This window comes from Saccharopolyspora sp. NPDC045839, assembly GCF_056431645.1.
The window spans coordinates 85121-109682 of record NZ_JBWKKH010000010.1; the positions used below are offsets into that span (position 1 = coordinate 85121).

The following is a 24562-nucleotide window of genomic DNA, read 5'->3' on the forward strand; positions in this document are numbered from 1 at the left end:
GTGGATCAGTAGTCGACGTCGTCGGCCATGGACCACGGCAGGGAGGTTCCGCCGCCGTTCGGCTCCGGGTCGCCGTCCTTCGACGCGATCGCCGCCTTCTTCACCGCTTCCGCGACCGCCGGGGCCACCGCCGAGTCGAACACGCTCGGCACGATGAACGAGGCGTTGATCCGCTCCCCGTCCACGACGTCGGCGATCGCGTTCGACGCCGCGATCATCATCTCGTCGGTGATCTTGTGCGCGTGCGCGTCCAGCAGGCCGCGGAACACGCCGGGGAACGCCAGCACGTTGTTGATCTGGTTCGGGTAGTCGCTGCGGCCGGTCGCCACGATCGTGGCGTGCTTCTGCGCCTCCAGCGGGTCGATCTCCGGGTCCGGGTTGGCCAGCGCGAACACGATCGCGTCGGTGTTCATGGTCGCCACGTCGTCCGCGGTGAGCAGGTTCGGCGCGGACACGCCGATGAACACGTCCGCCCCGCGCACCGCGTCGGAGAGCGTGCCGGTGCGGCCGTCCTTGTTGGTGCCCGCGGCGATGGACTGCAGGTTCGGGTCGGTGTCGCCGCGCCCGGTGTGGACGATGCCGTCGATGTCGACGGCGATGATGTCGGCCGGCTTCTTGTGCTGCAGCAGGCGGATGATCGCCGAACCGGCGGCGCCGACGCCGCACACCACGATGCGGCAGTCGGCGATGTCCTTGTTCACCACGCGCAGCGCGTTGCGCAGCGCGCCCAGCACCACGATCGCGGTGCCGTGCTGGTCGTCGTGGAAGACCGGGATGTTCAGCTTCTCCCGCAGCCGGGCCTCGATCTCGAAGCAGCGCGGCGCGGCGATGTCCTCGAGGTTGATGCCGCCGTAGACCGGGGCGATCAGCTCGACGGCGCGGATGATCTCCTCGGTGTCCTGGGTGTCCAGGCAGACCGGCCAGGCGTTGACGCCGGCGAACTTCTTGAACAGCGCGGCCTTGCCCTCCATCACCGGCAGCGCGGCCTCCGGGCCGATGTTGCCCAGGCCGAGCACGGCGGAACCGTCGGTGACCACCGCGACGGCGTTGCGCTTGATGGTCAGGCGGCGCGCGTCCTCCGGGTTGTCCGCGATCGCGGTGCAGACCCGGGCGACGCCGGGCGTGTACGCGCGGGAGAGGTCGTCGCGGTTGTTGAGCGCGACCCGCGAGTTGACCTCGATCTTGCCGCCGAGGTGCACCAGGAAGGTCCGGTCGGAGATCTTGCGGACCCGGACGCCGGGCAGCGTCCCGAGGACCTCGGCGAGGTCGTTGGCGTGGTCGGCCGACAGCGCGTTGCAGGTGATGTCGACGACGATGCGGTCGGCGTGCGACTCCACGACGTCGAACGCCGTGATGACGCCGCCGGCGCGACCGATCGCGCTGGTCAGGTCGCCCGCCGCGGTCGTCGACGGCGGGGCCTCGACGCGAACGGTGATCGAATAACCCGGACCTGGAACCGGCATGGCACACCCCTGTCGAGCTGATCGGCTATGGACTTGGCGGGTGCCGTCCCCCGGGCGGCCCTGGGGCCGTCGCAGCAGATCGCTCATCCGGGGTGCAAGCCCTTCGGGCCTGCTAAGCGACCGGAACTTCACCCAGCACGAAAAAGCCTAAAACTTTCCCGAGTGTGAGCGACGTCCGGTCCCGTTACCGGCCGGTTCCCCTTGACAAAACCCGCCCCGAAGCGGCACGGCCGCGACGGAGCGGGTCTACGGGCGATCGCCGATCCGCACTGGGGCGGATGCCGGCAGGGTCACTTGTTGATGCGCGTGACCGGGTGGACGTAGGGAACGGCGTCCTCGCGGAGCGGGAAGGTGGTGTCGCCGTACGGCGACAGCGCGCCCTGGATGTCGGCCAGGAACTCGCTCACCGGGTGTTCGCCGTCGGCGACCTTCGGCCAAGACGGGTCAATGCGGTCCTGTTTGGTCTTGCCGGCCACGTCGTTCCTCCTGGGCATTCCGGCTACGGTGCACTTCCAGTTTGCCGGATCGGGCCCCGAACCTCACCCAAGGGTGCGCAGCGCAACGTTCGACGGTGACGTGGGCGATCTCCGCGGCGGTGCGGATGGCGGAGGTGGGCTGAGCGGCTTCGCCGCTTGCGAGGGCCTGGGCACGTGCGCCCCACTGCATCGCGGCGCCGGTCGCATGCCCGGTGCGATGCATGTCTCACCGGGGCGGCCGCCCGGCATTCGAGACGGCCCGCCGGCGCTGCCCGGCTGGGTATCGTGGAGCCGATGTCATCACTGGCGGATTGGCTGCGGGAGCGCAGCGACGAACAGCTGGTCGCGCTGCTTCGCGCTCGGCCGGACCTCGCGACCCCGCCGCCGGCCGACACCTCGGTGCTGGCGACGCGGCTCGGCGTGCGCTCGTCGGTCGCGCGGGCCTGCGAGGACCTCGACTCCTTCGCCCTCGCCACCCTCGAAGCGCTGGTGCTGCTCGACGCCGACGACGCGCCGGTGTCGCTGGACGCCGTCGCCGCGATGCTCGGCCCGGACGTCACGGTCGAGCGCGCCCGCCGGTCGGTCGCGCAGCTGCGCGACCTCGCATTGACTTGGGGCGAGGACGCCGAGCTCGCCGTGCCCTCGGCCGCGCGGGAGGCCCTGCCGACCTTCCCCGCCGGGCTCGGGCGCCCGGCCGAAGACCTCACCGAGGCCGCGGCTGGGGCCGCGCTGGCCGGGCTCGAAGAAGAAGAGCGCCGGCTGGTCGAGAAGCTCGCCGGCGGGGCGCCGATCGGGCGCACCAAGGACGCGGCCAAGCAAGTCCCGCTGGAGCAGGCGACCAACCCGGTGCAACGGCTGCTCGCCAAGGGCCTGCTGCTGCGGCGCGACGCGGAGACCGTCGAGCTGCCGCGCCAGCTCGCGCTGGCCGTGCGCGGCGACCGGCCGATGGGCGAGGTCGAACCCGACGAGCCGATCCCGGACCTGGTGGGCACCGATCAATCCACTGTGGACAACACGAGCGGCGGCGCGGCGCTGGAACTGCTGCGGCACGTCGAAGGGCTGCTGAACGCCTGGGGCGAGGAGCCGCCCGACGTGCTGCGCTCCGGCGGGGTCGGGGTGCGCGACCTGCGCCGCACCGCCAAGGCCATCGAGATCGACGAGAACCTCCTCGGCCTGCTCGTGGAGGTCGCGGTCGCGGCCAACCTCATCGCCAACAGCGAGGGCGCGGAACCGCAGTGGGTGCCGACCATCCAGTCCGACACCTGGCTGGCCTCGCCGCCCGAGCAGCGCTGGGCCGCGCTGGCCCAGGCCTGGCTGGACCTGCCGCGCCTGCCGGGCCTGGTCGGCGCCCGCGACGAGAAGGACCGGCTGCTCAACCCGCTGTCGGAAGACCTGCGCCGGCCGCTCGCGCCGAAGGACCGCCGCCGCATCCTCGACTACCTCGACGAACTGCCCGGCGGGTACGGCGCCCGGCCGGACGACGTCGCCGCCGTGCTCGGCTGGCGCGCGCCGCGCCGCGGCGGCCGGCTGCGCGACGACCTGGTCCGCTGGACGCTCACCGAAGCGACCGCCCTCGGCGTCGTAGCGCTGCACGCGCTGACCACCGCCGGACGCGTCCTGCTCGCCGACGGCGCCGCCGAGGCGGCCCGCCGGCTCGCCGATGCGCTGCCCGCACCGCTCGACCACGTGCTGGTCCAGGCCGACCTCACCATCGTCGCGCCGGGCCGCCTCGAACCCGACCTCGCCATCGAGATGAAGCTCGTCGCGGACGTCGAATCCGCGGGCAGCGCAACGGTTTACCGCGTCGGCGACGGCAGCATCCGGCGCGCGCTCGACGCCGGCTACACCGCCGACGACCTGCACGCGCTGTTCCGGACCCGCTCGCGCACGCCGATCCCGCAGGCGCTGACCTACCTGATCGACGACGTCGCGCGCCGCCACGGCCGGCTCCGCGCGGGCACCGCCGCGGCCTTCCTGCGCTGCGACGATCCGCTGCTGCTGGCCGAAATCCTGGCCAAGCCCGGAGCCGAAGAACTCGAACTCCGCCGCATCGCGCCCACCGTGCTGGTCAGCCCACTGCCGCTGGCCGACGTGGTCACCGTGCTGCGCGCGGCCGGGTTCTCGCCGGTCGCCGAAGGCCCGGACGGCAACGTGCTCGACCTCCGGGAGAGCGGGCGGCGCGTGCGCGGCAAGAGCCGCCCGGCTCCGCCGGTGGCGATCGCCGCGCCGAGCGGGGAGCAGCTCGGCGAGCTCGTGGCGCAGCTGCGAGCCGGCGACCGGGCCGGGACGGCGCGGCGCGGCAGCGCCGTGAGCCCCGAACGCGGGCGGCCGAGCGCCGAGGCGACGCTGCAGCTGCTGCGCGACGCGGCGCGTCAGCAGCGGAGCGTGTGGCTGGGGTTCGTCGACACGCACGGAGTGCGGAGCCAGCGCGTGGTGCGGCCGGTGAGCGTCGGCGGCGGGATCCTGCAGGGCGTCGACACCAGCAGCGACGAGGTGGGCAACTTCCCGCTGCACCGGATCATGTCCGTCGCGCTCGTCGAGGACTGATCGCGGTCTTCCCCTTGACCTTCACATCGATGTGAAGGTCGATGATCGTGCCGAGACGACCAATCCGTTCGAAGCCGAGTCCCTGCGCGGGGACGGTTGCGCGGCGATGATCGAGCGGTTCCGCAAGCCTTCGGAGGTTCGACCATGCCCAGCACACCGTTCGACCCGCGCGCGCTGCTCGCGGAGAGCCGGCTCGGCGTCCTCGCGACGATCAAGTCGGACGGCCGCCCGCAGCTCTCCCCCGTCATGCCCTTCTACGACGAGGAATCCGGGGCCATCCACATCTCGACGCGGGAGGGGCTGGCCAAGACGGCGAACCTGCGCCGGGACCCGCGCGCCGCGCTGGAGGTCACCGGCCCCGACGGCATGACGTGGGCCACCGCCGAGGGCACCGCGACGCTCACCCGGCCGGGAACCGATCCGCACGGCCCCGAGGTCGAGGCGCTGGTGGACTACTACCGCAAGGCCGCCGGGGAGCACCCGGACTGGGACGAGTACCGGTCGGTGATGGTGTCCGATCGCCGGGTGCTCATCACGATCGCGGTCGAGCGCGTGTACGGCGCCGACATCCGCTGACGGAGCGCCGAAAGCTCAGCAGGCTGACGTGAAGTGAACGGCCTGTTCGCCTCGATAGGAGAGGTGAACGGGCCGTTCACCTCATCCGCCCGATGCCGGTGGACACCGCTGGAAGTGAGGTGAACGGCCCGTTTGTCTCGATAGGCGAGGCGAACAGGCCGTTGACTCCACCGCCCGAAGGCACCGGCCGCCCTACGACGACCCCACCTGACGGGATCCCGAACAACATCCACCTCGGTCCAGAACGGTCACGAGTGCTGCGAGATCAGTGTGCGGTTGCCATGCGCTGGCGCATGGCGTGCTCCACCAGGGTGATCAGGGCGTGCTTGGTGGATTCGCGGTTCCGGGCGTCGCAGGTGATCATCGGGACCGAGGCGTCGATCGTCAGCGCCTCCCGGATGTCCTCCTGTCGGTGGTGCAGCACGCCGTCGAAGGTGTTCACCGCGATGATGTAGGGCAGGCCGCGGTCGTCGAAGAAGTCGATCGAGGCGAACGCGTCGGCCAGCCGCCGCGTGTCCACCAGCACCACCGCGCCGATCGCGCCGCGCACCAGGTCGTCCCACATGAACCAGAACCGGTGCTGCCCGGGCGTGCCGAACAGGTACAGGATCAGGTCCGAATCCAGCGAGACCCGGCCGAAGTCCATCGCCACCGTGGTCGTGACCTTGCCCGGCGTCGCGCTGAGGTCGTCGACCCCGACGCTCGCCTCGGTCATGACCGCCTCGGTGGTCAACGGCACGATCTCGGACACCGAGCCGACGAAAGTCGTCTTCCCGACCCCGAAACCACCGGCGACCACGATCTTCGTCGAGGTCTTCTGGCCGGCCGCATTCGATCGGGGATCAGAGCCTGCGAAGCCCACTGAGCACCCTTTCCAAGAACTCCATGGACGGCCGATCACCAACGACCATGCCACTGTCATGAATCAGAACCAGGCCGGTGTCGGCCATGTCGCCGATCAGCACCCGAACCACGCCCAACGGCAGGCGCAGGTGAGCGGCCACCTCGGCCACCGAGCGAGCCTCCATGCACAGCTCGGAGATCGAGCGGTGCTCGGCCCTGGTCTGGGTCGCCTGCGTGCGACCGCGTTCGCTGGTGGTCACCAGCGTCTCGATAGCAAGATCATAATCGGTGCGGGTGCGCCCCCGCGTGCGGGCGTACGGCCGCACCAACGACCCGCCGTCGAAGCCGTCGGACTCCTGCGGATCGATGGCCGGGATCGCCGGCATCGACCCCGAGATCGACGGCATGGACTGCGAAATCGCCGACATCGGCTGGGAAATCGACGGCATCGACTGGGAAATCGGCGACATCGACTGCGAGATCGACGGCATCGACACCGAGGGCGGCCCGCTGTCGACCGGCCTGGGGGGACCGGCGACCTCGGGAACCGAGTTGTAGCTGGAGCCGAACAGGTCCGCGCCCGGGCCGCCGAACAGCGCCCGGTCGTACCCGCCGATCGACTCACCGCCCTGGCCGGCGGCGCCGTCCTCGACGAGGTCGTCCTGCCAGGACTCGGCGCTCAGCCGCTTGTTGTAGAGGCGGAACAGGTCACCGTCCCAGCTGGGCTCGGAACCGGTGTTCATGGCGGGCTCCCCTCAGCGTTCCGCAACCGGACTCACCGGCGGACCATGCCCTGCAGCTGCGCCCGCAGTTCCGGCGTGAGCTGCCGGCCGACCCGCTCCACCAGCAAGGTCATCTCGTAGGCGACCAGGCCGATGTCGGCGTTCGGCGCGGCCAGCACCGCGAGGCAGGAACCGTCGCTGATGGACATCAGGAACAGGTAGCCCTGCTCCATCTCGACCACGGTCTGGGTGACCTCACCGGCTTCGAAGCAGCGCGCTGCGCCCTGCGTGAGGCTGACCAGCCCGGAGGCGACAGCGGACAGCTGCTCGGCTCGGTCCCGCGGCAAACCCTGGGACCCAGCGAGCAGCAGTCCATCCGCGGAGACGACCACCGAGTGCGCCACGCCGGGGACGCGACGCACGAAGTCGGTGATCAGCCAGCTGAAGCTGTTGCTGCTCGTCGGTTGCTGCACGGACCCGTTCACTCCTGCTCCTCGGGACGGCTCGGATTCGAGCGGGGTGTTTCGGTGGAAACCGGTTCGGCCTTGGAATGCCTACCGCGTGTGACGCCCTGCTGGAAGTTCGCCATCCGGCCGCGCACGGCGTCAGCCGAACGCGGGGTGGCGGGCTTGCGGCGGGGGGCCTGCGGGGTGCGCGGTGCGGCGGAGCCGGGCACCAGGTTCGTCTTGGGCACGCGCTTGGGCAGCCCGGCGGAGGTGGTCTCCTGGACCTGCTGGGTCTGCAGCAGCGCCTCGGCGGCCCGCCAGCCGTCGTCGGCCGAACCCCAGCCGGGATCCGGGGTCGTGGTGCGCGGCACCTCGTCGACGACGGGTTCTTCCGGCGGTCTGGGCTGCGCCGGCTCGACCGGCGCTTCGGCCGCTACCGGGGCGGCCGGGGTCGCCGGCGCGGCCGCGGAATCGTCCACATCGGACTCGCGGAACCACTGCGAGAGCACGGCTTCGTAGATCGGCAGTCGCTGCGTCGGCGCATCGTCCATGTCCCAGGCGGCCCCTCTCGGCTCGTCGTCGGCGAACGCCGGCGCCGGGCCGTCGGTGCCTTCGACCGGGCCGCCCCCTCGGGCCCAGGACGCCGAGGCCGGCTCCTGCCGGGTTCCGTGATCCGCCGCGCCGTCGGAGTCCGCGGAGCCGAAGAGGCCACCGCCCAAGCCTGATCCGTTCAGTCCGCTGTCGTTGTGCGCGGGATCGGGCGGGAACACGGCCGGCACGAAGTTGGCCGTCTTCTCCGCCTCGAACGGGCTGTGGAACAGGTCCGCCGGTCCGGTGGACTCGGCAGGTGGCCCGCACCGCCCGTCCTGGGAATCCGCGAACTGGCCCCCGGCGCTCTCCTCGCTCGGCCACTCCTCGGCGCGGACGTCGTCGTCCGCGGGCGCCTTCGACGCGTTCTCCCACTCCGGAACGTCGGTGGCGCCGAACGAATCGCCGCTGGACACCGTCACCGAGTACTGGGTCGACAGCTCGGTGTCGTCGACGTCCGGTTCGTCTTCTTCCGGCTGCGGCATCGACGTGAACGCGGTGGCCTGCTCGATGCCGGCCAGCGACGGCAGCGGCGCGCGCTCGGTGGGCGGGTCGATCCCGCGGTCGGAACCGGCGAGGCGGCCGCCGAAGGCCGCGGCCAGCCCGAGGTGCGTGCCGGTCTCGCTGAACTCCTGGCGCCGCTCCTCGGCGAGCGCCGCGCGCGGCACGTCGGGCATCGGCTTCGGGCCGTCCGGCGTCAGCTGGACGACGAACTCGCCGGCCAGGTGCACCGTCGCGGTGACGCCGCCTTCCAGGTTGTCGTTGTTGTGCAGCTCGACCCGGATGTCGTGGCGCCGGGCCAGCTGCCCGACCACGAACAGACCCATCCGGCGGGACACCGCGACGTCGATCTCCGGCGGCCGGGTGAGCCGGTCGTTGATCTCGTCGATCTCGCTGGCGTCGATGCCCACGCCGCGGTCGCGGATCTCGATGACGAGTTCCTGCCTGCGGTAGGCGGTCCGGACGGTGACCTCGGTGTCCGGGTTGGAGAACACCGTGGCGTTCTCCAGCAGCTCGGCGACCAGGTGCACGAAGTCGTTGACCACGCGGCCCTGGATGGCCAGGTCGGGTGCGTCGACCACGGCGACCCGCGCGTACTGCTCGACCTCGGACACCGCGGCGCCGAGCACCTCGTTGAGCGGCACCGGGCGCATCATCCGGCGGGTCAGGTCGGTGCCGCCGAGGATCAGCAGGTTCTCGTTGTTCCGGCGCATGCGGGTCGCCAGGTGGTCCAGCTCGAACAGGCTGCTCAGCTGGTCCGGGTCCTGCTCGTCCTGCTCCAGCCGGTCGATCAGGGCCAGCTGCCGCTGCACCAGCGTCTGGCTGCGGCGCGCCAGGTTGACGAACAGGTCGTTGACGTTGGTGCGCAGCAGCGCCTGCTCGGCGGCCAGCCGCAGCGCCTGCTGGTGCACCGCGTCGAAGGTGCGGGCCACCTGCCCGATCTCCTCGCTGGAGTGCACCGGCACCGGCGGCACCGTGATCTGGGTCGCGGCGCTCGGGTTCTCGTTCACCTTGTCGATCGCTTCGGGCAGGCTCTTCTGCGCGATCTCCAGGGCTCCGTAGCGGAGGGTGCGCAGCGGCCGCAGCATCGAGCGCGCGATGTAGGCCGCGACGCCGAAGGCGACCACCAGCAGCAGCAACAGCAGCGCCGAGTCGCGGACCAGCGACCACCAGGCGGAATCGGCGAGTTCGGTGGCGTCGTCGTGGAAGTCGGTGAGGACCGAGTCCTCCACCGAGCGGACCAGGTCGGTGCGCTTGCCCGACTGGGTGCCCCACTCCAGCGGGTCGATGCCCAGCGACTGCTGCCCGCGGTCGGACGCGATCAGCGCGCTCTGCTCGACCTGTTCCGAGTCGTCCACCTCGGCGCCGGCGACCCGCGCCGCGTAGAGGGCGCGCTGCTCGGGCGTGGCGGCGTTCTCGAACTCCGCGTAGGCGGCCTCGAAGCGGGCGTTCGCGGCGCGGACCGCGTCGGTCTGCCCGGTGAGGAAGCGGTTGAGCATCCCGGCGCTGAGCAGGATCGAGCGCTGCTGGGCCAGCTGTTCCTTGGCCCGGCCGAGCGCTTCGGCGGCCCGGGCGGTCTGGCTGACCTGGGTGTTGACCGCGGAGGTCGCGACCATCCGGTTGATCTGCAGCACGTTGTCGAGCACCGAGTTGTAGGCGACCAACGTCTGCGGGCCGGTGAACCGGTCGTTGATGGTGGCGCGCAGGGCGCCGAGGCTGTCGAGCCGGTGGGTGGCGCTCTGATAGGCGTTGCGGACCTCCGGGGAGAAGTCCGCCACCCGGGTGTCGTAGGCCCGGAGCTGCTGGACCGCGGCGTCGACGCGCTGGCCCTGCGCGGCGTAGTCGGCGCCCGCGTTGCCACCGTTGGCGGTGGTGAACACGATCGCGAAGTCGCGTTCGCGCTGCAGTTCGTGGGTCAGGTTCGAGGCCTGCTGGCCGAGTTCGACCTGCTCGACGATGGTGGTCAACCGGGACTGGGTGGCGAGGCCGTCGTACACCCGGATGCCGCCGACGCCGAGCGCGGCCAGGGTCGGGACGAGCAGGACGGCGGCCATCTTGTACCGGAGGCGCCAGTTGCGCAGCCACCACTTCTTGGACCGGCCAGCCGGTTCGGTGGCTGCGTCGGCTCCGGTAGCGGGGTCGTTGTTGAGCATCCCTGTTTCCTGCGCTGCGGCGGACATGTGCGACACCGCCACGGCTAACTGCCTCTCCGCGCCGCGACAGTGTTGATCCTCGTGCTGGGAACGTGCCCGCGATCCGACGCGGCGGCGCCAGGTACCCACGAGCGGGTCGATGGTTCTCCGGCTCGCGCCGACTCCCCAACGACCCAGACTCTGTCAGCCCGGCTTGCCATCACACTCCCTGGTCACAACGTGCATCCCCCGAAGCAGAGGCCAGTCACCTCGACGGGCGAGACTATACTTAACTGGCCGTCACAAGTCAGGCCCCCAGAGAGAGAGTTCATCACTCCATAGAGTGGTACGGACAACACTGGGCCATCCGTGTGACCTGTGCCTAGTTACGCCCAGTTGTCGGGTTTAGTTCAACGTTCTACAGTTCAGGGGCACCCGCACCCCGCCACAGCCCGGGAGACGCACGAACTTCGCACAGGGCCGAAACACCCCCGGCGCACGTGACCGACGGGGCTTGCCCGATCCGTGGCTCAGTCCACTGTGCACCAACGCTTCTCCCGGACCTCCCGCGGGGTGAACTTCGCGCCGTCTCGGCAAAGCTGCGCCACCGACACCCACCGCAGCCGCCGCTCCACGTCGCACCTGATGCAAGGAGGAACAGATGAGCCCCGCCCTCGCCCACCGCGCCCTGCCACGCAGGAGTCTGCTGAAGCTCGCCGGCGGAACCGTCACCGCTGGTGCGCTGCTGGGCACGAGCGGTTGCGGGCTCCTCGGTGGATCGCAGTCGGAAAGCGGCGGCAACGAGCTGGTGGAGAAGGCGAACCTGCGCGTCGGCGCCCTGCCGATCAACGACCTCGCCCCGCTGCACCTGGCCGTCCGCAACGGCTACTTCCAGCAGGAGGGCCTGACGGTCGAGATCGTCACCGCCCCGGACGGCAGCGCCGCGCTGAACAGCACCATCGGCGGTGACTACGACATCACCTACAGCAGCTACGTGCCGTTCTTCCAGGCGCAGGCCAAGGGCATCGCGGACCTGAAGATCGTCGCGGACTGCGCATCGGCCACGCCGAACACGACCATGATCATGACCTCGCCGAACTCCAGGGTCCGCACGCCGCAGGACCTGGCGAACAAGAAGATCGCGATCAGCGGCCCCAACACCATCACCGAGCTGCTGGTCAAGGCCACCATGTCCGCCCACGGCGTGGACTACAGCAAGGTGCAGCTGGCGCCGATCCCGTTCATCAACATGCCCGCCGCGCTGCAGCAGGGCCAGGTCGACGCCGCAATCGTCACCGAGCCCTTCCTCACCCTGGCCGCCCGCAACAGCGGCGCCGTGCCGGTGGTGGACACCGCCGGCGGCCCGCTGGAGGACCTGCCGCTGACCGGCTACGGGGCGACCGCGAAGTTCTGCCAGGAGAACCCCAAGACCATCGCGGCGTTCCAGCGGGCCATGGACCGCGCCGTCGCCGAGGCGCAGGACCGCAGCAAGATCGAGCCGCTGCTGCCGGAATTCGCCAAGATCGACAAGGACACCGCGGCGATCATCACACTGCTGAAGTTCAACTCGCGCGCCGACGCCACCCGCCTGCAGCGGGTGCCGCGCCTGATGAAGGACTTCGGCTTCATCACCGCCGACATGGACGTCGCCAGCATGATCGCGACGCCGCCGCAGGCCTGACGTTCTCGCTGGTCACGCCGACCGTGCGCGCTTTGTGTCGCGATAGCAGCACAAAACACGCACGGCCGGCGGGCCCGGCGGAGCGCGCCGTTGGTCCAGACGACATTCCGCGTTCGCTCGAATTGCCCAGCGCTATTCAGCTCACCGTCACAATTCGCCCCCGGTCTTGAGCCGAGTGGCGTGAACCACCCAACGCTTGTGAGTGAGTCGTGACAACGAGCTAATTACGCCTGGTTGTCGCATGTGGTCCGACCTTCTACAGTTCGGGACACCAAGACCCGCCACCGCACCGGGAGAAACGACGCACCGCCGCCGGACGCGGCACCACCGCGCCCGGAGTCGATGCTCACCCGCTCTTCCTCCCGGGTCACCATCGCGACGAAACCGGCCACCCCGCACCAGAAACACCCCGTGGCAGCGGAATCGACGCCGACCCGTACCTCTCCCGGCGCAGGGCACAACGGAACACCGCGCACCGCACCCCGATGCCAGGAGGATCCAGATGAGTTCCCTTCCCCGCGCCCTTCCCCGCCGCAACCTGTTGAAACTCGCCGGCGGGATGGTCACGGCAGGCGCCCTGATGGGCACCAGCGGTTGCGGACTCCTGGGCGGCTCGGAGGAGCAGAAGGGCGGCAACGCGCAGGTGGAGAAGGCACACCTGCGGATCGGCGCGCTGCCCACCAGCGAACTCGCGCCGCTGCACCTGGCGGCGAAGAACGGCCACTTCCAGCGGGAGGGCCTCACCGTCGAGATCATCAACGCGCCCGACGGCGCCACCGCGCTGAACAGCACCATCGGCGGCGACTACGACATCACCTTCAGCAGCTACGTGCCCATCTTCGCCGCCCAGGCCAAGGGCATCGCGCAGCTGAAGATCGTCGCGGACTGCGCGTCGAGCACGCCGAACACCTGCATGATCATGGCGTCGCCGGACTCCAACGTGCGCACGCCGCAGGACCTGGCCGACAAGCGGATCGCGATCAGCGGCGGCGGCACCATCTCCGAACTCCTGGTCAAGGCCTCGATGAAGGCCAACGGCGTGGACTACGAAGGCGTCCAGTGGATGCCGCTGGGGTTCATCAACATGCCCAACGCGCTGCGCACCAACCAGGTCGACGCGGCGTTCGTGGTCGAGCCGTTCCTGACGCTGTCCGCCCGCGACGCGGGCGCCGTCCCGGTGGTGGACACCGTCACCGGGCCGCTGGAGGACCTGCCGCTGGGCGGCTACGTGTCGGCGGCCAAGTTCGCCGACGAGAACCCCAAGACCGTGGCGGCGTTCCAGCGCGCCATGGACTCCGCCGTCACCGAGGCGCAGGACCGCAGCAAGATCGAACCGCTGCTGCCCGAATTCGCCAAGATCGACAAGGAGACTGCGGCGATCATCACGCTGCTGAAGATGAATTCCCGCGCCGACGCCACCCGCCTGCAGCGCATTCCGCGGCTGATGCTGGAATTCGGTTACATCGACAAGGAAATCGACGTGGCGAGCATGATCTTCGCGCCGCCGCAGAGCTGAACTCGGGGAAATGACGAAAACACTCCGGGGATTGGTCGGTCTGTTGGGCTTCCTGGTTATGTGGGAAGCCTTCAGCCGTTCCGAAATCGTCCCCCAGCAATACTTTCCGCCACCGTCCACAGTGCTCACCCAGTTCGCCGAACTGCTCGGTGATAGCGGCTTCCTGCTCGACCTGATCGCCACCGTGCTGGCCTGGGCGATCGCGCTGGGCATCTCCATCGCCATCGCGGTCCCCGCCGGGCTGCTGCTCGGCAGCGTCCGCTGGGTCCGGGTCGCCACCCGGGCGATCATCGAGTTCCTCCGGCCGATCCCGTCGGTGGCGCTGATCCCGCTGGCGATCGTGCTGGTCGGCGCCGGGCCGGAAACCAAGATCACGCTCGCGGTCTACGCCGCGGTGTGGCCGATCCTGTTCAACACCATCTACGCGTTGGACGAGATCGACCCGGTGATGGTGGACACCGCGCGCTCCTTCGGGCTGGGCCGGGGCCGGATCATGTTCACGGTGGCGCTGCCGAACGCGGCGCCGTTCGTGCTCACCGGCATCCGGATGTCCGCCGCGGTGGCGCTGATCCTGGTGGTCAGCACCGAGTTCCTGGCCGGCGGCGGCAGCGGCCTCGGCAGCTTCGTGCTCGACGCGAGCACCGGCGCCGGGCGGATGGACCTGGTGCTGGCCGGGACGCTGGTGGCGGGGATCGTCGGCTACCTCATCAACGAGGTGCTGGAACAGGTGCACAAGCGCGGCCTCCGGTGGAGCGCGGTCGACCGGGAGGCGGCGTGATCAAGATGCGCGGATTCCTGCAGCGCTGGGTGGTCTTCATCGGCGCGATCGTGGCCTGGGAGCTGCTCACCCGCGCCGCGCAGAGCCCGTTCTTCCCGTCCCCGACGACGATCGTCGGCACGGCCGCGGAGAAGTGGTTCAGCGGGCCGGCGTCGTCGCTGTTCCTGACCGACGAGGCGTTCTCCGACCTGCTGGCCAGCCTCGGGCGGATCGCCGCGGGCTGGCTCATCGCCGTGGTGCTCGGCGTCGCGCTGGGCACCCTGCTCGGCCGTTCCCGCACCGCGCTGGACTACTTCGGGCCGCTGATGGCGTTCATGCGGGCCATCCCGCCGCCGGTGCTGGTGCCGGTCTTCCTGGTGCTGCTGGGCATCGGCACGCAGATGCAGATCACCGTGATCGTCTTCGGCGTGATGTGGCCGATCCTGCTGAACACCGTCGACGGCGTCCGCTCCGTCGACCAGGTCAAGGTGGACACCGCCCGGTCGTTCCGCATCCCGCGCGCGCACTGGATCTTCGGCGTGGTGCTGCCCGCGGCGACGCCGAAGATCTTCGCCGGGCTGCGGGTGAGCCTGTCGCTGGCGCTGGTGCTGATGGTCGTCTCGGAGCTCGTCGGCTCCACCAACGGCATCGGCTACCGGCTGATGTTCGACCAGCGGCAGTTCGACTTCCCCGCGATGTGGGCCGGCATCGTGCTGCTGGGCATCCTCGGATACCTCCTCAACACCCTGCTGCTCGTGGTGGAGCGTCGCGCGCTGAGCTGGCAACCCTCGCAGGCGCACCAAGTAGTCGGAGGCTGAACTTCCATGACCGAAACCAAGATCATGCTCGACGTCTCCGGGCTCGGGCACCGCTACGGCGGCGCGAACGGCCACCAGGCCATCGCCGACCTGACGTTCCAGGTGCGCACCGGCGAACTCGCCTGCATCGTCGGCCCGTCCGGCTGCGGCAAGTCCACCATGCTGCGCTCCATCTCCGGCCTGATCAAGCCGAGCACCGGCGACGTCGAGCTGGGCGGCCACCCGGTGAACGGCGTGCCGGAGGACCTGGCCGTCGTTTTCCAGGACTACAGCCGGTCGCTGTTCCCCTGGCTGTCGGTGCGGTCCAACGTCGAATTCCCGCTGCGCTCCAGGGGATTGAGCAAGGCGGAGCGGCGCAGCCGGGCCGACGAGGTGCTCGACTGGGTCGGCCTGAGCGCGGCGGCCAAGAAGTACCCGTGGCAGCTCTCCGGCGGCATGCAGCAGCGCGTGTCGATCGCCCGGGCGCTGGCCTGCCGGCCGGCGCTGCTGCTGATGGACGAGCCGTTCGCCTCGGTGGACGCCCAGACCCGCTTCGAGCTGGAAGACCTGCTGCTGCGGGTCCGCAAGCAGTTCGACAGCACGGTCCTGCTGGTCACCCACGACATCGACGAGAGCATCTACCTGGCGGACCGGGTTTTCGTGCTCTCGAAGTCCCCGGCGTCGATCGTGGCGGACCTGGAGATCCCGCTCGGCGACGAGCGCGACCAGATCACCACCCGCGAGTCGGAGACGTTCGTCCACCTCCGCAGCGAGGTGGCCCGCCTCCTCGACGTCCGCAGCGCCCACGCCCCGGCGAAGGGCGACGCCGTCCCGGCAGAGTCCGATGTGGACGCCGCGGAGTCCACTGCGAAGCAGTGGGCCGAGGCCGAGAAGGCGGAGGCCGAGAAGGCCGACGCCCGGAACTGACGCAGCACGCGCGAAGGGCGCCTCCTGCCGAAGCTCGACGGGAGGCGCCCTTCGCGTTTCGGCCGAGGCCATTCTGTCCGATGTAGACCCGTAGTTCCGCGGCTCGTGGCCCGTGTGCACTTCGTGTTGCCATAGCAGCACAAAGTGCACACGGTTCCGGGCTGGCGGATCAGTACAGGTAGCGCTGGCCCGGGTCGACCTTGACGTGCAGCAGGGTCGGGCCGGCCTTGCCCGCGAACTCCTCGGCGAGCGCCGCGTCGAGCTCCTCCGGCGTCCGCACCAGCTTCGCCGGGCAGCCCAGGCTGGTCGCCAGCGCGCCGAAGTCGATGCCGCCGAGCTCCACGCCCGGCAGCTTGTCGCCGCCCGCCGCCTCGCCCAGCACCGCCACCGCCGCGTACCGCGAGTTGTCCATGATCACGAACGTGACCGGCGCCTGCTCGCGGACCGCCGTCCACACCGACTGGATCCCGTACATGCTGGAGCCGTCGCCGATCAGCGCGACCGTGCGCCGCGACGGGTCGGCCATGGCGACCCCGACCGCCGCGCCGATGCCGTACCCGAGCGCGCCGGAGAACCCGGTGAAGAACCCGCCGTCGGTGGACCGGATCGGGAAGTGCTCGTGCAGGTCGTTGCGGTGGCTGGGAGTTTCCTCCACGACGGCCGCGTCCGCGGGCAGCGCCCCGGCGATCGCGTCGAAGACGTAGGCGGCGGTCATCGGCGTCGACGCGGCCGGCTTGGCCGGTCGCGCGTAGCTCTCCGGCGCGCTCCGCTGCTGCGCCTCGACCTGGCTGTTGACCTGCCGCACCGAGTGCGCCAGCGTGCCCAGCACGCCGCTGCCCCGCCTCGCCCTGGCGAGCACGTCCGGGTCGTCGTGCACCAGGAAGATCTCGGGCAGTTCGGCTTCGTTCTCGCCGCGGTACACGTGGTAGGTGAAAGCCGGCGCCCCCCACACGACTACGAGGTCGTACTTGGCGAGCTCCTCGCCGAGCAACCGCTGCTCGGGCTGCAGGAAACCGGCGAACTGCGGGTGGTCCTCGGGGAACGAGCAGCGCGGCGACATCGGCGCCACGTAGACCGCCGCCCGCGTCTTCTCCGCCAGCTCCACCAGCTCCGCGACCACGCCGTCGGCGTCCACCGCCGGGCCGACTACGAACGCCGGGCGCTGGCAGCCGCGCAGCGCCTCGGCCAGGCCGGCGACGGCGGCCGGGTCCGGGGCGAAGCCGGGAGTGCGCGGGCGGGCGGTCACCGGCACGCCGGGCTGGTCCCAGTCATCGGCCGGGATCGACACGAACACCGGGCCGTACGGCGGGGTCGTCGCCAGCTGGTAGGCGCGCACCAGAGCCGCCGGCACGTCCTCGGCGCGGGCCGGTTCGTAGCTCCACTTCACGTACGGCTTCGGGAAGGTCGCGGCGTCGGTGGCGCCCAGGAACGGCTCGTCGAACATCAGGGTGCGGGTCTGCTGCCCGGCCGTGATGATCATCGGCGTCCGGTTGCGGTAGGCGGTGAAGATCGCGCCCAGCGCGTGCCCCACGCCGCCCGCGGAGTGCAGGTTGACCAGCACCGGTTCCCGGCGGGACTGCGCGTAGCCGTCGGCCATCGCGACCACCACGGATTCCTGCAGGCCCAACACGTAGCGGAAATCGTCCGGCCATCCGGTCAGGAACGGCACCTCGGTCGTACCCGGGTTGCCGAACACGGTCGTCAGCCCGAGTTCCCGCATCAAACCCCGGGTGATGTCACGGACCGTACGGTCCTCGCTGCGCATCGAAGCCCTCCCTCATCGTGCGAACAACCCCGCTCACCTGCGAGGTTGCCCTGACACGACATCACATCGACGGCCGCCGAACCAGATCGTCTTTGTCACTGTGCGGAAGGACCGGTGCACACCGTTCGCGCCGGTTCCGGATAGACGGTGCTCCGGACCGTCCCGGGCGGGCACGCCGCCGACCCGGTGGTGTCCGACGCCACCCCCGTGACGCGCTCGTTCGCGCCGGGCTCGTCGCAACGCGCCTTGGTCTCGATGCCTGCCGCCGGAACGCGCAGGCAGTCGCCGACCGCCACGTCCGGCACCAGGCACAACCGCAGCCCGCTGCCGCGGCTGACCGTCGCGTACCCCGGCCGGCACGACTCGGAGACCTCGGCGATCAGGAAGTCGGACTCGGCGCTGCCGCAGTCGACGTGCCGCCAGCCGGGATCCGCCGTGCCGACGCCGGTGATGTCCACGCAGTCCCCGGCCTCGGCCCGGTCGCCGCCGAGGGTGAAGTAGGCGCCGATGACGATGGCGAATCCGATGGCGAGCACGCCGACGTAGGCGACGCGCCCGGCCACCTTCCCGGCCCGGCTGCGCGGCGGATGGCTCATGGATCCCTCCGGAAACGATCTAGCCGCGCAAACCTAGCCGAAATCGCGGTCCAACCACCGCCGATCAGCGCAAACGGCCCGATTTGGGAGGAATCCGGGGTCGTGAGCGCACAACGGCGCTCACGACCGATCACTACTGCACGTTGCCGAAGCAGACGGTGCGCTTCTGGAACACGTAGTAGCCCTCGCCCTCAGCGCACGCGGTCTTCGGGTCGGTGCTGTCGGCGACCTTGGTCACCTGGTCCTCGGCCTTGCTGCAGTCGATCTTCAGCGGCACGCTGTCCTCGGCCTCGTTGAAGGCCGTCAGGCAGTCGCCCTGCTTGACGTCCAGCTCGATGCAGTAGGTCTTGCCGTCGACGACGTTGGTGTAGTCATCGAGGCAGAGGCTCCGGTTGTTGCCCTCCACGACGTCGATGACCTTGTAGTCCGAGTCCGCGGAACCGCAGTCCGCGGCGTTCATCTCGCCGCCCTTCTCGCTGACCAGCGAGACGCAGCTGCCGGCCTCGAACGTGCTGCCCGAGTTCTCGGTGGTGCGCTCGGTGCTTCGTTCGGTGGTGCGCGTGGTGCTGCGTTCGGTGCTGGGCTCGGTGGTCGGGCCGGCGTCGGTCCGGCCACCGCCGCTGTTGACCGCCAGCAGGATGATCGTCACCACGATGCCGATGACCACCACCGCGCCGGCGCTGACCAGACCGATGATCAGGCCGGTGCGGTTCTTCTTCGGCGGCATCGAAGGCGGCTGGCTGCCCGCGACGTGGCGCCAGAAGTCGTCCGAGGCGTTCGGCGGCGGGTACTGGCCCTGCGGGTACGACCCGTGGCCCGGCTGCGATCCGTACGGACCGGACTGCGATCCGTACGGATCCTGCGGTGGATAACTCACTGCTCCTCCGATTTTTGTGCGCAGTGAGCAATTTAGCCGAGCACCCTCGGCCGCTAGTGCCCGAACGGGTGATAAAGACGACGGTGGAATACTGGGTGCGGAGTCCGGCAGCCGCCACCGGCACCGCTGATCACCTGCGAAGAAGCCGTCCGACCCGAGGGAGCTGCGCACCCGTGACCGACGGACCCCTGATCGTCCAGTCCGACAAGACCCTGCTGCTGGAGGTCGACCACGGCCTCGCCGACGAGGCCCGCACCTCCATCGCGCCGTTCGCCGAGCTGGAACGCGCCCCGGAGCACGTGCACACCTACCGCATCACCCCGCTCGCGCTGTGGAACGCGCGCGCCGCCGGGCACGATGCGGAACAGGTCGTGGACGGCCTGGTGCGCTTCTCGCGCTACCCGGTGCCGCAGCCGCTGCTGGTGGACATCGTCGAGACGATGGGCCGCTTCGGCCGCCTGCAGCTGGTCAACGATCCGGCGCACGGCCTGGTGCTGGGCTCGCTGGACCGCGCGGTGCTGGAAGAGATCCTGCGGCACAAGAAGATCGCGCCGATGCTGGGCGCGCGCATCGACGACGACACCGTGGTGGTGCACCCCAGCGAGCGCGGGCGGCTGAAGCAGATGCTGCTGAAGGTCGGCTGGCCCGCCGAGGACCTGGCCGGCTACGTCGACGGCGAGGCGCACCCGATCGCGCTGCAGCAGGACGGCTGGACGCTGCGCGACTACCAGCAGCAGGCCGTGCAGTCGTTCTGGGCCGGCGGCTCGGGCGTCGTGGTGCTGCCCTGCGGCGCGGGCAAGACGCTGGTCGGCGCGGCGGCGATGGCCGAGGCGCAGGCGACGACGTTGATCCTGGTCACCAACACCGTCGCCGGGCGGCAGTGGAAGCGCGAGCTGATCGAGCGGACCTCGCTGACCGAGGAGGAGATCGGCGAGTACTCCGGGGAGAAGAAGGAGATCCGGCCGGTCACCATCGCGACCTACCAGGTGATCACCCGCCGCTCCAAGGGCGAGTACAAGCACCTGGAGCTGTTCGACTCCCGCGACTGGGGACTGGTGGTCTACGACGAGGTGCACCTGCTGCCCGCACCGGTGTTCCGGATGACCGCCGACCTGCAGTCCCGGCGGCGCCTCGGGCTCACGGCGACGCTGGTCCGCGAGGACGGCCGGGAGGGCGACGTGTTCTCCCTGATCGGCCCCAAGCGCTACGACGCGCCGTGGAAGGACATCGAGGCGCAGGGCTGGATCGCGCCCGCCGAGTGCATCGAGGTCCGGGTGACGCTGACCGACAACGAGCGGCTGGAGTACGCCACGGCCGACTCCGACGAGCGCTACAAGATGTGCTCGACGGCGCGCACCAAGGCCCCGGTGGTCAAGGCGATCCTGGACCGGCACCCGGGCGAGCCCGCCCTGGTCATCGGTGCGTACCTGGACCAGCTGCACGAGCTGGGCGAGGCGCTGGACGCGCCGATCGTGGAGGGCTCGACGAAGAACAAGGAGCGCGAGGAGCTGTTCGACGCCTTCCGGCGCGGCGAGATCAGCCGGCTCGTGGTGTCGAAGGTCGCGAACTTCTCCATCGACCTGCCGGAGGCGTCGGTCGCCGTGCAGGTGTCCGGGACGTTCGGGTCGCGGCAGGAGGAGGCGCAGCGGCTCGGCCGGCTGCTGCGGCCGAAGGCCGACCGCAAGCAGGCGCACTTCTACTCGGTGGTGTCGCGGGACACCCTGGACACCGACTACGCGGCGCACCGGCAGCGCTTCCTCGCCGAGCAGGGCTACGCGTACAAGATCGTCGACGCCGACGACCTGCTCGGGCCGGCGATCCCGGACGTCGGGTGACGACAATTGGGGGACACACCCGGTCGGCTGTCATCCAAAAGTGTCCGAGTTCGGCCCCGCAGCGGCTACCGTTGCGATGAACGCACGCAGCACCCGAATCGCAGGTCGCCCCGGGTCCGGGGTGCGCGGGCGCCAGGAGGAACGCAGGTGCGGGTGTCCCGCGAGATGCTGGAGGCGTCATGAGCGAAGCTTCGCCGTTCCTCGCTCATGCGAGCCGGTCTGACGCGGGTGTCGAGCAAGGTACTGGAGATCGGATGGCCACCGAGCAGGAACGCGCGGCGATGGGCGGCGCGCACCGGTTCGTCGGACTCGCGGAAAGCCTGGAACGCCACGCCGGGACGCCGACCGGCGCCGAACCGCCGAACGCGCACGGCACCAACCGCGGCTACGGCCTGGTGTTCTTCCACCTGCAGCAGTACCACCTGACCACGGTGATCAGCACCGGCCTGCGGTTCCAGCCGCTGGGCGCCGAACCGGCCCAGGAACTCGCGTGCACCGTCTACAAGGAGCAGGCCGAAGCCGCCCGGCACCTGGTCGACCTCACCGCCGGTCTGCTGGTGCAGCAGCGCACCCACCTGGTGCCGGACCAGATCGTGCCGAACGAGCAGCCGCTGCTGCCGGGCACCGAGTTCCACGGGGTGCTGGCCAGCGGTCACCCGCTGTTCCCGCCGGAGTTCACCAGGTTCACCGACCCGGACGGGGTCGAGCAGCTGCAGGTGTTCACGCTGTTGCCGGTCACCCTCGGCGAGCTGAACTACATCCTGGACAACGGCGTCACCTCGCTGCGCCAGCAGTGGGCCCGGTTCGAGGTGGACGTCTTCGACCTCGGCCGCCCCAGCGTGGTCTGAGATGAGCGCAATTTCCATTGAAATCGAAGGTTCGATTTCAATGGAAATTGCGGCCCATCGGCGTGTCGGGCCACGACACGCCGGTGGGTGTGGACAACTCCCGCAACTTCAATGGAAATCGGACCTCTGATTTCCATTGAAGTTGCGGCGCCACCGGTCGGCGGTGGCGGTGTGCCTTGATGCGCGGTGGCGGCGACGGGCTGAAAGGATCAGGCCATGGACTCGGCGACGATCGACCTGGCGGAGTTGGACGCGGTTCGGGTGTACGCGCTGCCCATGCGCAACAAGTTCCGGGGCGTCACGGTGCGGCGCGGAGTCCTGCTGAGCGGCCCGGCCGGCTGGGGCGAGTTCTGCCCGTTCGAGGACTACGACGACGCCCAGTCGGTGCCGTGGCTCCGAGCCGCGTTGGAGGCGTGCACCGAGGAATGGCCGGAGCCGGTGCGCGACCGCATCCCGGTCAACTGCACGGTGCCCGCGGTGCCGGCGGAGAAGGCGGCGGCGATCGTCGCGGCGTCCGGCTGCGGCACGGCGAAGGTGAAGATCGCCGAGCCCGGCCAGTCCCGCGGCGACGACGTCGAGCGCGTGGCGGCGGTCCGCGACGCGCTGGGGCCCGGCGGCGCGATCCGGGTGGACGCGAACGCGGCCTGGGACGTCGACACGGCGGTCACCCGAATCCGCGAGCTGGACAAGGCCGCGGAAGGCCTGGAATACGCGGAACAACCGTGCCCGACGATCGACGAGCTGGCCGCGGTCCGCCGCCGCGTGGACGTCCGGATCGCGGCCGACGAGAGCATCCGCCGCGCCGACGACCCGCTCCGCGTGGCGGTCGCCGGAGCGGCCGACGTGGCGATCATCAAGGCCACGCCGCTGGGCGGCGTCCGCCGCGCGCTGCGCGTCGCCGAGGCCTGCGGCCTGCCCTGCGTCGTGTCCTCCGCAGTGGAGAGCAGCGTCGGCCTCGCCGCGCAGCTCGCCCTGGCGGGCTCGCTGCCCGAGCTCCCCTTCGCCTGCGGCCTGGGCACGGTGGCGCTGCTCGACGGCGACGTCGTCGCCGACTCGCTGCTTCCCGTGGACGGCCAGCTGCCGGTGCTCCGCCGTCCGCCGGAGCCGGATCCCGCGCTCGTCGCGGCGGCTACGCCGACCGCCGACGTGCAGCGCTACTGGCTCGACCGGCTCCGCCGGGTCCACGACCTGCTGACGCAGCCCTGACACGCTGGCCGATCTCCAATTTCAGGCAAAATTGGAAACCCGAGAACCAGGCAGAACACCACCGGGGCCTAGAAGCCCAGCGCGCCTCGCCTGGACAGCGGGATCGCAATTTTAGGCAAAATTGGAAAACCCTCCGGACCAGGAAGAACACGACCCAGGGCTGAGCGACCCAGGCGCTCACCGCCCGGCGGGAGGTTTCCAATTTTAGGCAAAATTGGAAGCTCCAGAACCGGGCAGAACACCATCCGGGCCAGGAGAGCGGCGCTCGGCGTCCGGCGGGAAGGGCCCGATTTCAGGCGAAATCGGGGCCTCGCCGACCACGGGATAGGCGTTTTCGCAACTCACGGATGCTCTAGGAGCATGGACATTGGTTTAGGTCTGGGCGAGCGCGGGTCCGTCGCCTGGGGTGGAGCGACTCCGCCCCGGGCGACGGCCGGGTGGGTCAGCGGCGGCGGCGCCGCCGGCGGATGATGCGGAACGCGAAGCCGAGGACCAACACCGCCACCGCGACCGGGGCCAGGCGCTTGAGCAGCGGTGCTCCCGCCGTGCCGAGGAGGTCGATGGCCTCATCCGCCGGTGCCGCGCCGCCGGTCACGATCGCGTCCGCCTTGCGCGCCGGTTCTTCCTTCGCCGTGCTGGTGAACGCCGTGTCGTGGCTGCCCGCCGGCGTGACCCGCCAGCTGGCCTTCTCGTCCGCCGAAGCCGCCGCAGCACCGGAAGCCGCGGGGGCTTCCGCCTCGGCCTCCTCGGCCGGTGCCGCCGGCTCCTCCTCGGTGAGCCGCTTCGCGAGGTTCGCCGCGAACTGGTTCAGGATCTTGCCGCCGACCTCGGAGATCAGGCCACGGCCGAGCTGCGCCGGCTTGCCGGTGACCTTCAGGTCGGTGTCCACCGTGACCGCGGTGGTGTCGCCTTCCGGCGTGAGCACCGCGGCGACCGTCGCGGCGGCGGTGCCGCTGCCGCGCGAGTCCTTGCCACTGGCGTCGATGACCACCCGGCGGGCGGCCTCGTCGACGTCCTTGAAGGTCCCGGTGCCCTTGTAGAGCAGCGTGACCGGACCGAGCTTGACCTTGACGGAGCCGGCGAACTCGTTGCCCTCTGCCTTGGTGAGCGTGGCGCCGGGCATGCACGGGGCGACCCGCTCCGGGTCGAGCAGCGCCTTCCACGCCACGTCGACCGGCACCGGAACGCTGAACTGGTGCTGCATCTGCACTGGAGGGTCCTCCTGGTTCGACCGAGCTCGGCTCGAATGAGCCGTCCTTCCTGAAGAAGCTGCGTTTCACAGTCCACCACCAGCTTCCCAGCCGCAGCGGCCGTCCGATACCCCATTCGGATCATCGGGGCCCGCCACCACGCAGGCGCGGGGGGGGTGGCGGGAGGAGGCGGGTACCCCCCCTAGGGGGGGGGGTGGGTTGGGCGATGAGACGAAAAACTAGTGTGCGGAGAGGCAATTGGCCAAACAAACA

At 70.4% G+C, this 24562-nt stretch carries 20 protein-coding genes; 10 read left to right on the top strand and 10 right to left on the bottom strand.

The features are described from left to right. Positions 1 to 5 precede the first annotated feature (5 nt). Together AC07EQ_RS16600 and AC07EQ_RS16605 are read right to left on the bottom strand one after the other, a co-directional pair. Positions 6 to 1463 (bottom strand): NAD-dependent malic enzyme, encoded by a 1458-nt coding sequence (locus AC07EQ_RS16600; protein WP_478388805.1) that lies wholly within the window; start codon positions 1461 to 1463, stop codon positions 6 to 8. 290 nt (positions 1464 to 1753) lie between these two features. After that, on the bottom strand, positions 1754 to 1957 hold the full coding sequence (locus AC07EQ_RS16605) for a hypothetical protein (RefSeq protein ID WP_478388806.1): 204 nt from the start codon (positions 1955 to 1957) through the stop codon (positions 1754 to 1756). A 276-nt stretch (positions 1958 to 2233) separates the two neighbouring features. On the opposite strand from AC07EQ_RS16605, the gene AC07EQ_RS16610 reads away from it, so the two are divergent. Both AC07EQ_RS16610 and AC07EQ_RS16615 read left to right on the top strand, forming a co-directional pair. After that, positions 2234 to 4486: a helicase-associated domain-containing protein gene (locus AC07EQ_RS16610; protein ID WP_478388807.1), complete on the top strand. Its 2253-nt coding sequence runs from the start codon at positions 2234 to 2236 to the stop codon at positions 4484 to 4486. 144 nt (positions 4487 to 4630) lie between these two features. Continuing rightward, positions 4631 to 5062, top strand: a complete 432-nt coding sequence (locus AC07EQ_RS16615) for a PPOX class F420-dependent oxidoreductase (RefSeq protein ID WP_478388808.1) — start codon at positions 4631 to 4633, stop codon at positions 5060 to 5062. 265 nt (positions 5063 to 5327) lie between these two features. Here the strand turns inward: AC07EQ_RS16615 and AC07EQ_RS16620 are convergent, their stop codons facing one another. The 4 genes from AC07EQ_RS16620 to AC07EQ_RS16635 are packed head-to-tail and all read right to left on the bottom strand — an operon-like array spanning position 5328 to position 10315. Next, entirely contained in the window at positions 5328 to 5924 is a 597-nt protein-coding gene (locus AC07EQ_RS16620; protein WP_478388809.1) for a GTP-binding protein, read from the bottom strand. Continuing rightward, the gene (locus AC07EQ_RS16625; protein WP_478388810.1) at positions 5905 to 6648 is read right to left on the bottom strand and encodes a DUF742 domain-containing protein; all 744 of its coding nucleotides are present in this window, start codon (positions 6646 to 6648) and stop codon (positions 5905 to 5907) included. The genes AC07EQ_RS16620 and AC07EQ_RS16625 overlap by 20 nt, the downstream gene beginning before the upstream one ends. 32 nt (positions 6649 to 6680) lie before the next feature. Then, positions 6681 to 7112: a roadblock/LC7 domain-containing protein gene (locus tag AC07EQ_RS16630; protein WP_093268627.1), complete on the bottom strand. Its 432-nt coding sequence runs from the start codon at positions 7110 to 7112 to the stop codon at positions 6681 to 6683. Further along, positions 7109 to 10315, bottom strand: a complete 3207-nt coding sequence (locus AC07EQ_RS16635) for a sensor histidine kinase (protein WP_478388811.1) — start codon at positions 10313 to 10315, stop codon at positions 7109 to 7111. Before AC07EQ_RS16635 ends, AC07EQ_RS16630 begins: the two co-directional genes overlap by 4 nt. A gap of 640 nt (positions 10316 to 10955) precedes the next feature. On the opposite strand from AC07EQ_RS16635, the gene AC07EQ_RS16640 reads away from it, so the two are divergent. The 5 genes from AC07EQ_RS16640 to AC07EQ_RS16660 all read left to right on the top strand — a co-directional run bounded on the left by AC07EQ_RS16640 (position 10956) and on the right by AC07EQ_RS16660 (position 15972). After that, positions 10956 to 11975, top strand: a complete 1020-nt coding sequence (locus AC07EQ_RS16640) for an ABC transporter substrate-binding protein (RefSeq protein ID WP_478388812.1) — start codon at positions 10956 to 10958, stop codon at positions 11973 to 11975. Positions 11976 to 12477: 502 nt separating this feature from the next. Then, the gene (locus tag AC07EQ_RS16645) at positions 12478 to 13491 is read left to right on the top strand and encodes an ABC transporter substrate-binding protein (RefSeq protein WP_478388813.1); all 1014 of its coding nucleotides are present in this window, start codon (positions 12478 to 12480) and stop codon (positions 13489 to 13491) included. Between the two features lie 10 nt (positions 13492 to 13501). After that, on the top strand, positions 13502 to 14269 hold the full coding sequence (locus tag AC07EQ_RS16650; RefSeq protein ID WP_478388814.1) for an ABC transporter permease: 768 nt from the start codon (positions 13502 to 13504) through the stop codon (positions 14267 to 14269). Beyond that, entirely contained in the window at positions 14266 to 15066 is an 801-nt protein-coding gene (locus AC07EQ_RS16655) for an ABC transporter permease (RefSeq protein WP_478388815.1), read from the top strand. The genes AC07EQ_RS16650 and AC07EQ_RS16655 overlap by 4 nt, the downstream gene beginning before the upstream one ends. Positions 15067 to 15090: 24 nt before the next feature. Further along, complete coding sequence (locus AC07EQ_RS16660) at positions 15091 to 15972, top strand: ABC transporter ATP-binding protein (RefSeq protein WP_478388933.1); 882 nt, start codon at positions 15091 to 15093, stop codon at positions 15970 to 15972. 169 nt (positions 15973 to 16141) lie between these two features. On the opposite strand, the gene mdlC is transcribed toward AC07EQ_RS16660, so the two are convergent. From mdlC to AC07EQ_RS16675, 3 genes are all read right to left on the bottom strand, one after another. After that, a complete protein-coding gene (gene mdlC, locus AC07EQ_RS16665; protein WP_478388816.1) occupies positions 16142 to 17737 on the bottom strand; it encodes a benzoylformate decarboxylase in 1596 nt (531 codons plus the stop codon). A 95-nt stretch (positions 17738 to 17832) separates the two neighbouring features. Continuing rightward, entirely contained in the window at positions 17833 to 18333 is a 501-nt protein-coding gene (locus tag AC07EQ_RS16670; protein WP_478388817.1) for an LppU/SCO3897 family protein, read from the bottom strand. A gap of 133 nt (positions 18334 to 18466) precedes the next feature. Further along, the gene (locus AC07EQ_RS16675) at positions 18467 to 19210 is read right to left on the bottom strand and encodes a hypothetical protein (RefSeq protein WP_478388818.1); all 744 of its coding nucleotides are present in this window, start codon (positions 19208 to 19210) and stop codon (positions 18467 to 18469) included. Between the two features lie 173 nt (positions 19211 to 19383). Here AC07EQ_RS16675 and AC07EQ_RS16680 point away from each other — a divergent pair, with 173 nt between their 5' ends. The 3 genes from AC07EQ_RS16680 (at position 19384) to AC07EQ_RS16690 (ending at position 23099) form a co-directional block, all read left to right on the top strand. Next, positions 19384 to 21045 carry a DNA repair helicase XPB gene (locus AC07EQ_RS16680; protein ID WP_478388819.1) on the top strand — a complete coding sequence of 554 codons (1662 nt, stop codon included), beginning with the start codon at positions 19384 to 19386 and terminating at the stop codon, positions 21043 to 21045. 179 nt (positions 21046 to 21224) lie between these two features. Then, positions 21225 to 21893 (top strand): suppressor of fused domain protein, encoded by a 669-nt coding sequence (locus AC07EQ_RS16685; protein ID WP_478388820.1) that lies wholly within the window; start codon positions 21225 to 21227, stop codon positions 21891 to 21893. Positions 21894 to 22109: 216 nt separating this feature from the next. Then, positions 22110 to 23099 carry an o-succinylbenzoate synthase gene (locus tag AC07EQ_RS16690; protein ID WP_478388821.1) on the top strand — a complete coding sequence of 330 codons (990 nt, stop codon included), beginning with the start codon at positions 22110 to 22112 and terminating at the stop codon, positions 23097 to 23099. A 442-nt stretch (positions 23100 to 23541) separates the two neighbouring features. On the opposite strand, the gene AC07EQ_RS16695 is transcribed toward AC07EQ_RS16690, so the two are convergent. Then, positions 23542 to 24309: an SRPBCC family protein gene (locus AC07EQ_RS16695; RefSeq protein WP_478388822.1), complete on the bottom strand. Its 768-nt coding sequence runs from the start codon at positions 24307 to 24309 to the stop codon at positions 23542 to 23544. Between the last annotated feature and the right edge of the window lie 253 nt (positions 24310 to 24562).

What these genes read in the sequence shown, in the direction of transcription:
- AC07EQ_RS16600 (WP_478388805.1), bottom strand. Translation starts at nt 1,463, where the DNA reads ATGCCGGTTCCAGGTCCGGGTTATTCGATCACCGTTCGCGTCGAGGCC.
- AC07EQ_RS16605 (WP_478388806.1), bottom strand. Translation starts at nt 1,957, where the DNA reads ATGCCCAGGAGGAACGACGTGGCCGGCAAGACCAAACAGGACCGCATT.
- AC07EQ_RS16610 (WP_478388807.1), top strand. Translation starts at nt 2,234, where the DNA reads ATGTCATCACTGGCGGATTGGCTGCGGGAGCGCAGCGACGAACAGCTG.
- AC07EQ_RS16615 (WP_478388808.1), top strand. Translation starts at nt 4,631, where the DNA reads ATGCCCAGCACACCGTTCGACCCGCGCGCGCTGCTCGCGGAGAGCCGG.
- AC07EQ_RS16625 (WP_478388810.1), bottom strand. Translation starts at nt 6,648, where the DNA reads ATGAACACCGGTTCCGAGCCCAGCTGGGACGGTGACCTGTTCCGCCTC.
- AC07EQ_RS16635 (WP_478388811.1), bottom strand. Translation starts at nt 10,315, where the DNA reads ATGCTCAACAACGACCCCGCTACCGGAGCCGACGCAGCCACCGAACCG.
- AC07EQ_RS16640 (WP_478388812.1), top strand. Translation starts at nt 10,956, where the DNA reads ATGAGCCCCGCCCTCGCCCACCGCGCCCTGCCACGCAGGAGTCTGCTG.
- AC07EQ_RS16645 (WP_478388813.1), top strand. Translation starts at nt 12,478, where the DNA reads ATGAGTTCCCTTCCCCGCGCCCTTCCCCGCCGCAACCTGTTGAAACTC.
- AC07EQ_RS16650 (WP_478388814.1), top strand. Translation starts at nt 13,502, where the DNA reads ATGACGAAAACACTCCGGGGATTGGTCGGTCTGTTGGGCTTCCTGGTT.
- AC07EQ_RS16660 (WP_478388933.1), top strand. Translation starts at nt 15,091, where the DNA reads ATGCTCGACGTCTCCGGGCTCGGGCACCGCTACGGCGGCGCGAACGGC.
- mdlC (WP_478388816.1), bottom strand. Translation starts at nt 17,737, where the DNA reads ATGCGCAGCGAGGACCGTACGGTCCGTGACATCACCCGGGGTTTGATG.
- AC07EQ_RS16670 (WP_478388817.1), bottom strand. Translation starts at nt 18,333, where the DNA reads ATGAGCCATCCGCCGCGCAGCCGGGCCGGGAAGGTGGCCGGGCGCGTC.
- AC07EQ_RS16685 (WP_478388820.1), top strand. Translation starts at nt 21,225, where the DNA reads ATGAGCGAAGCTTCGCCGTTCCTCGCTCATGCGAGCCGGTCTGACGCG.
- AC07EQ_RS16690 (WP_478388821.1), top strand. Translation starts at nt 22,110, where the DNA reads ATGGACTCGGCGACGATCGACCTGGCGGAGTTGGACGCGGTTCGGGTG.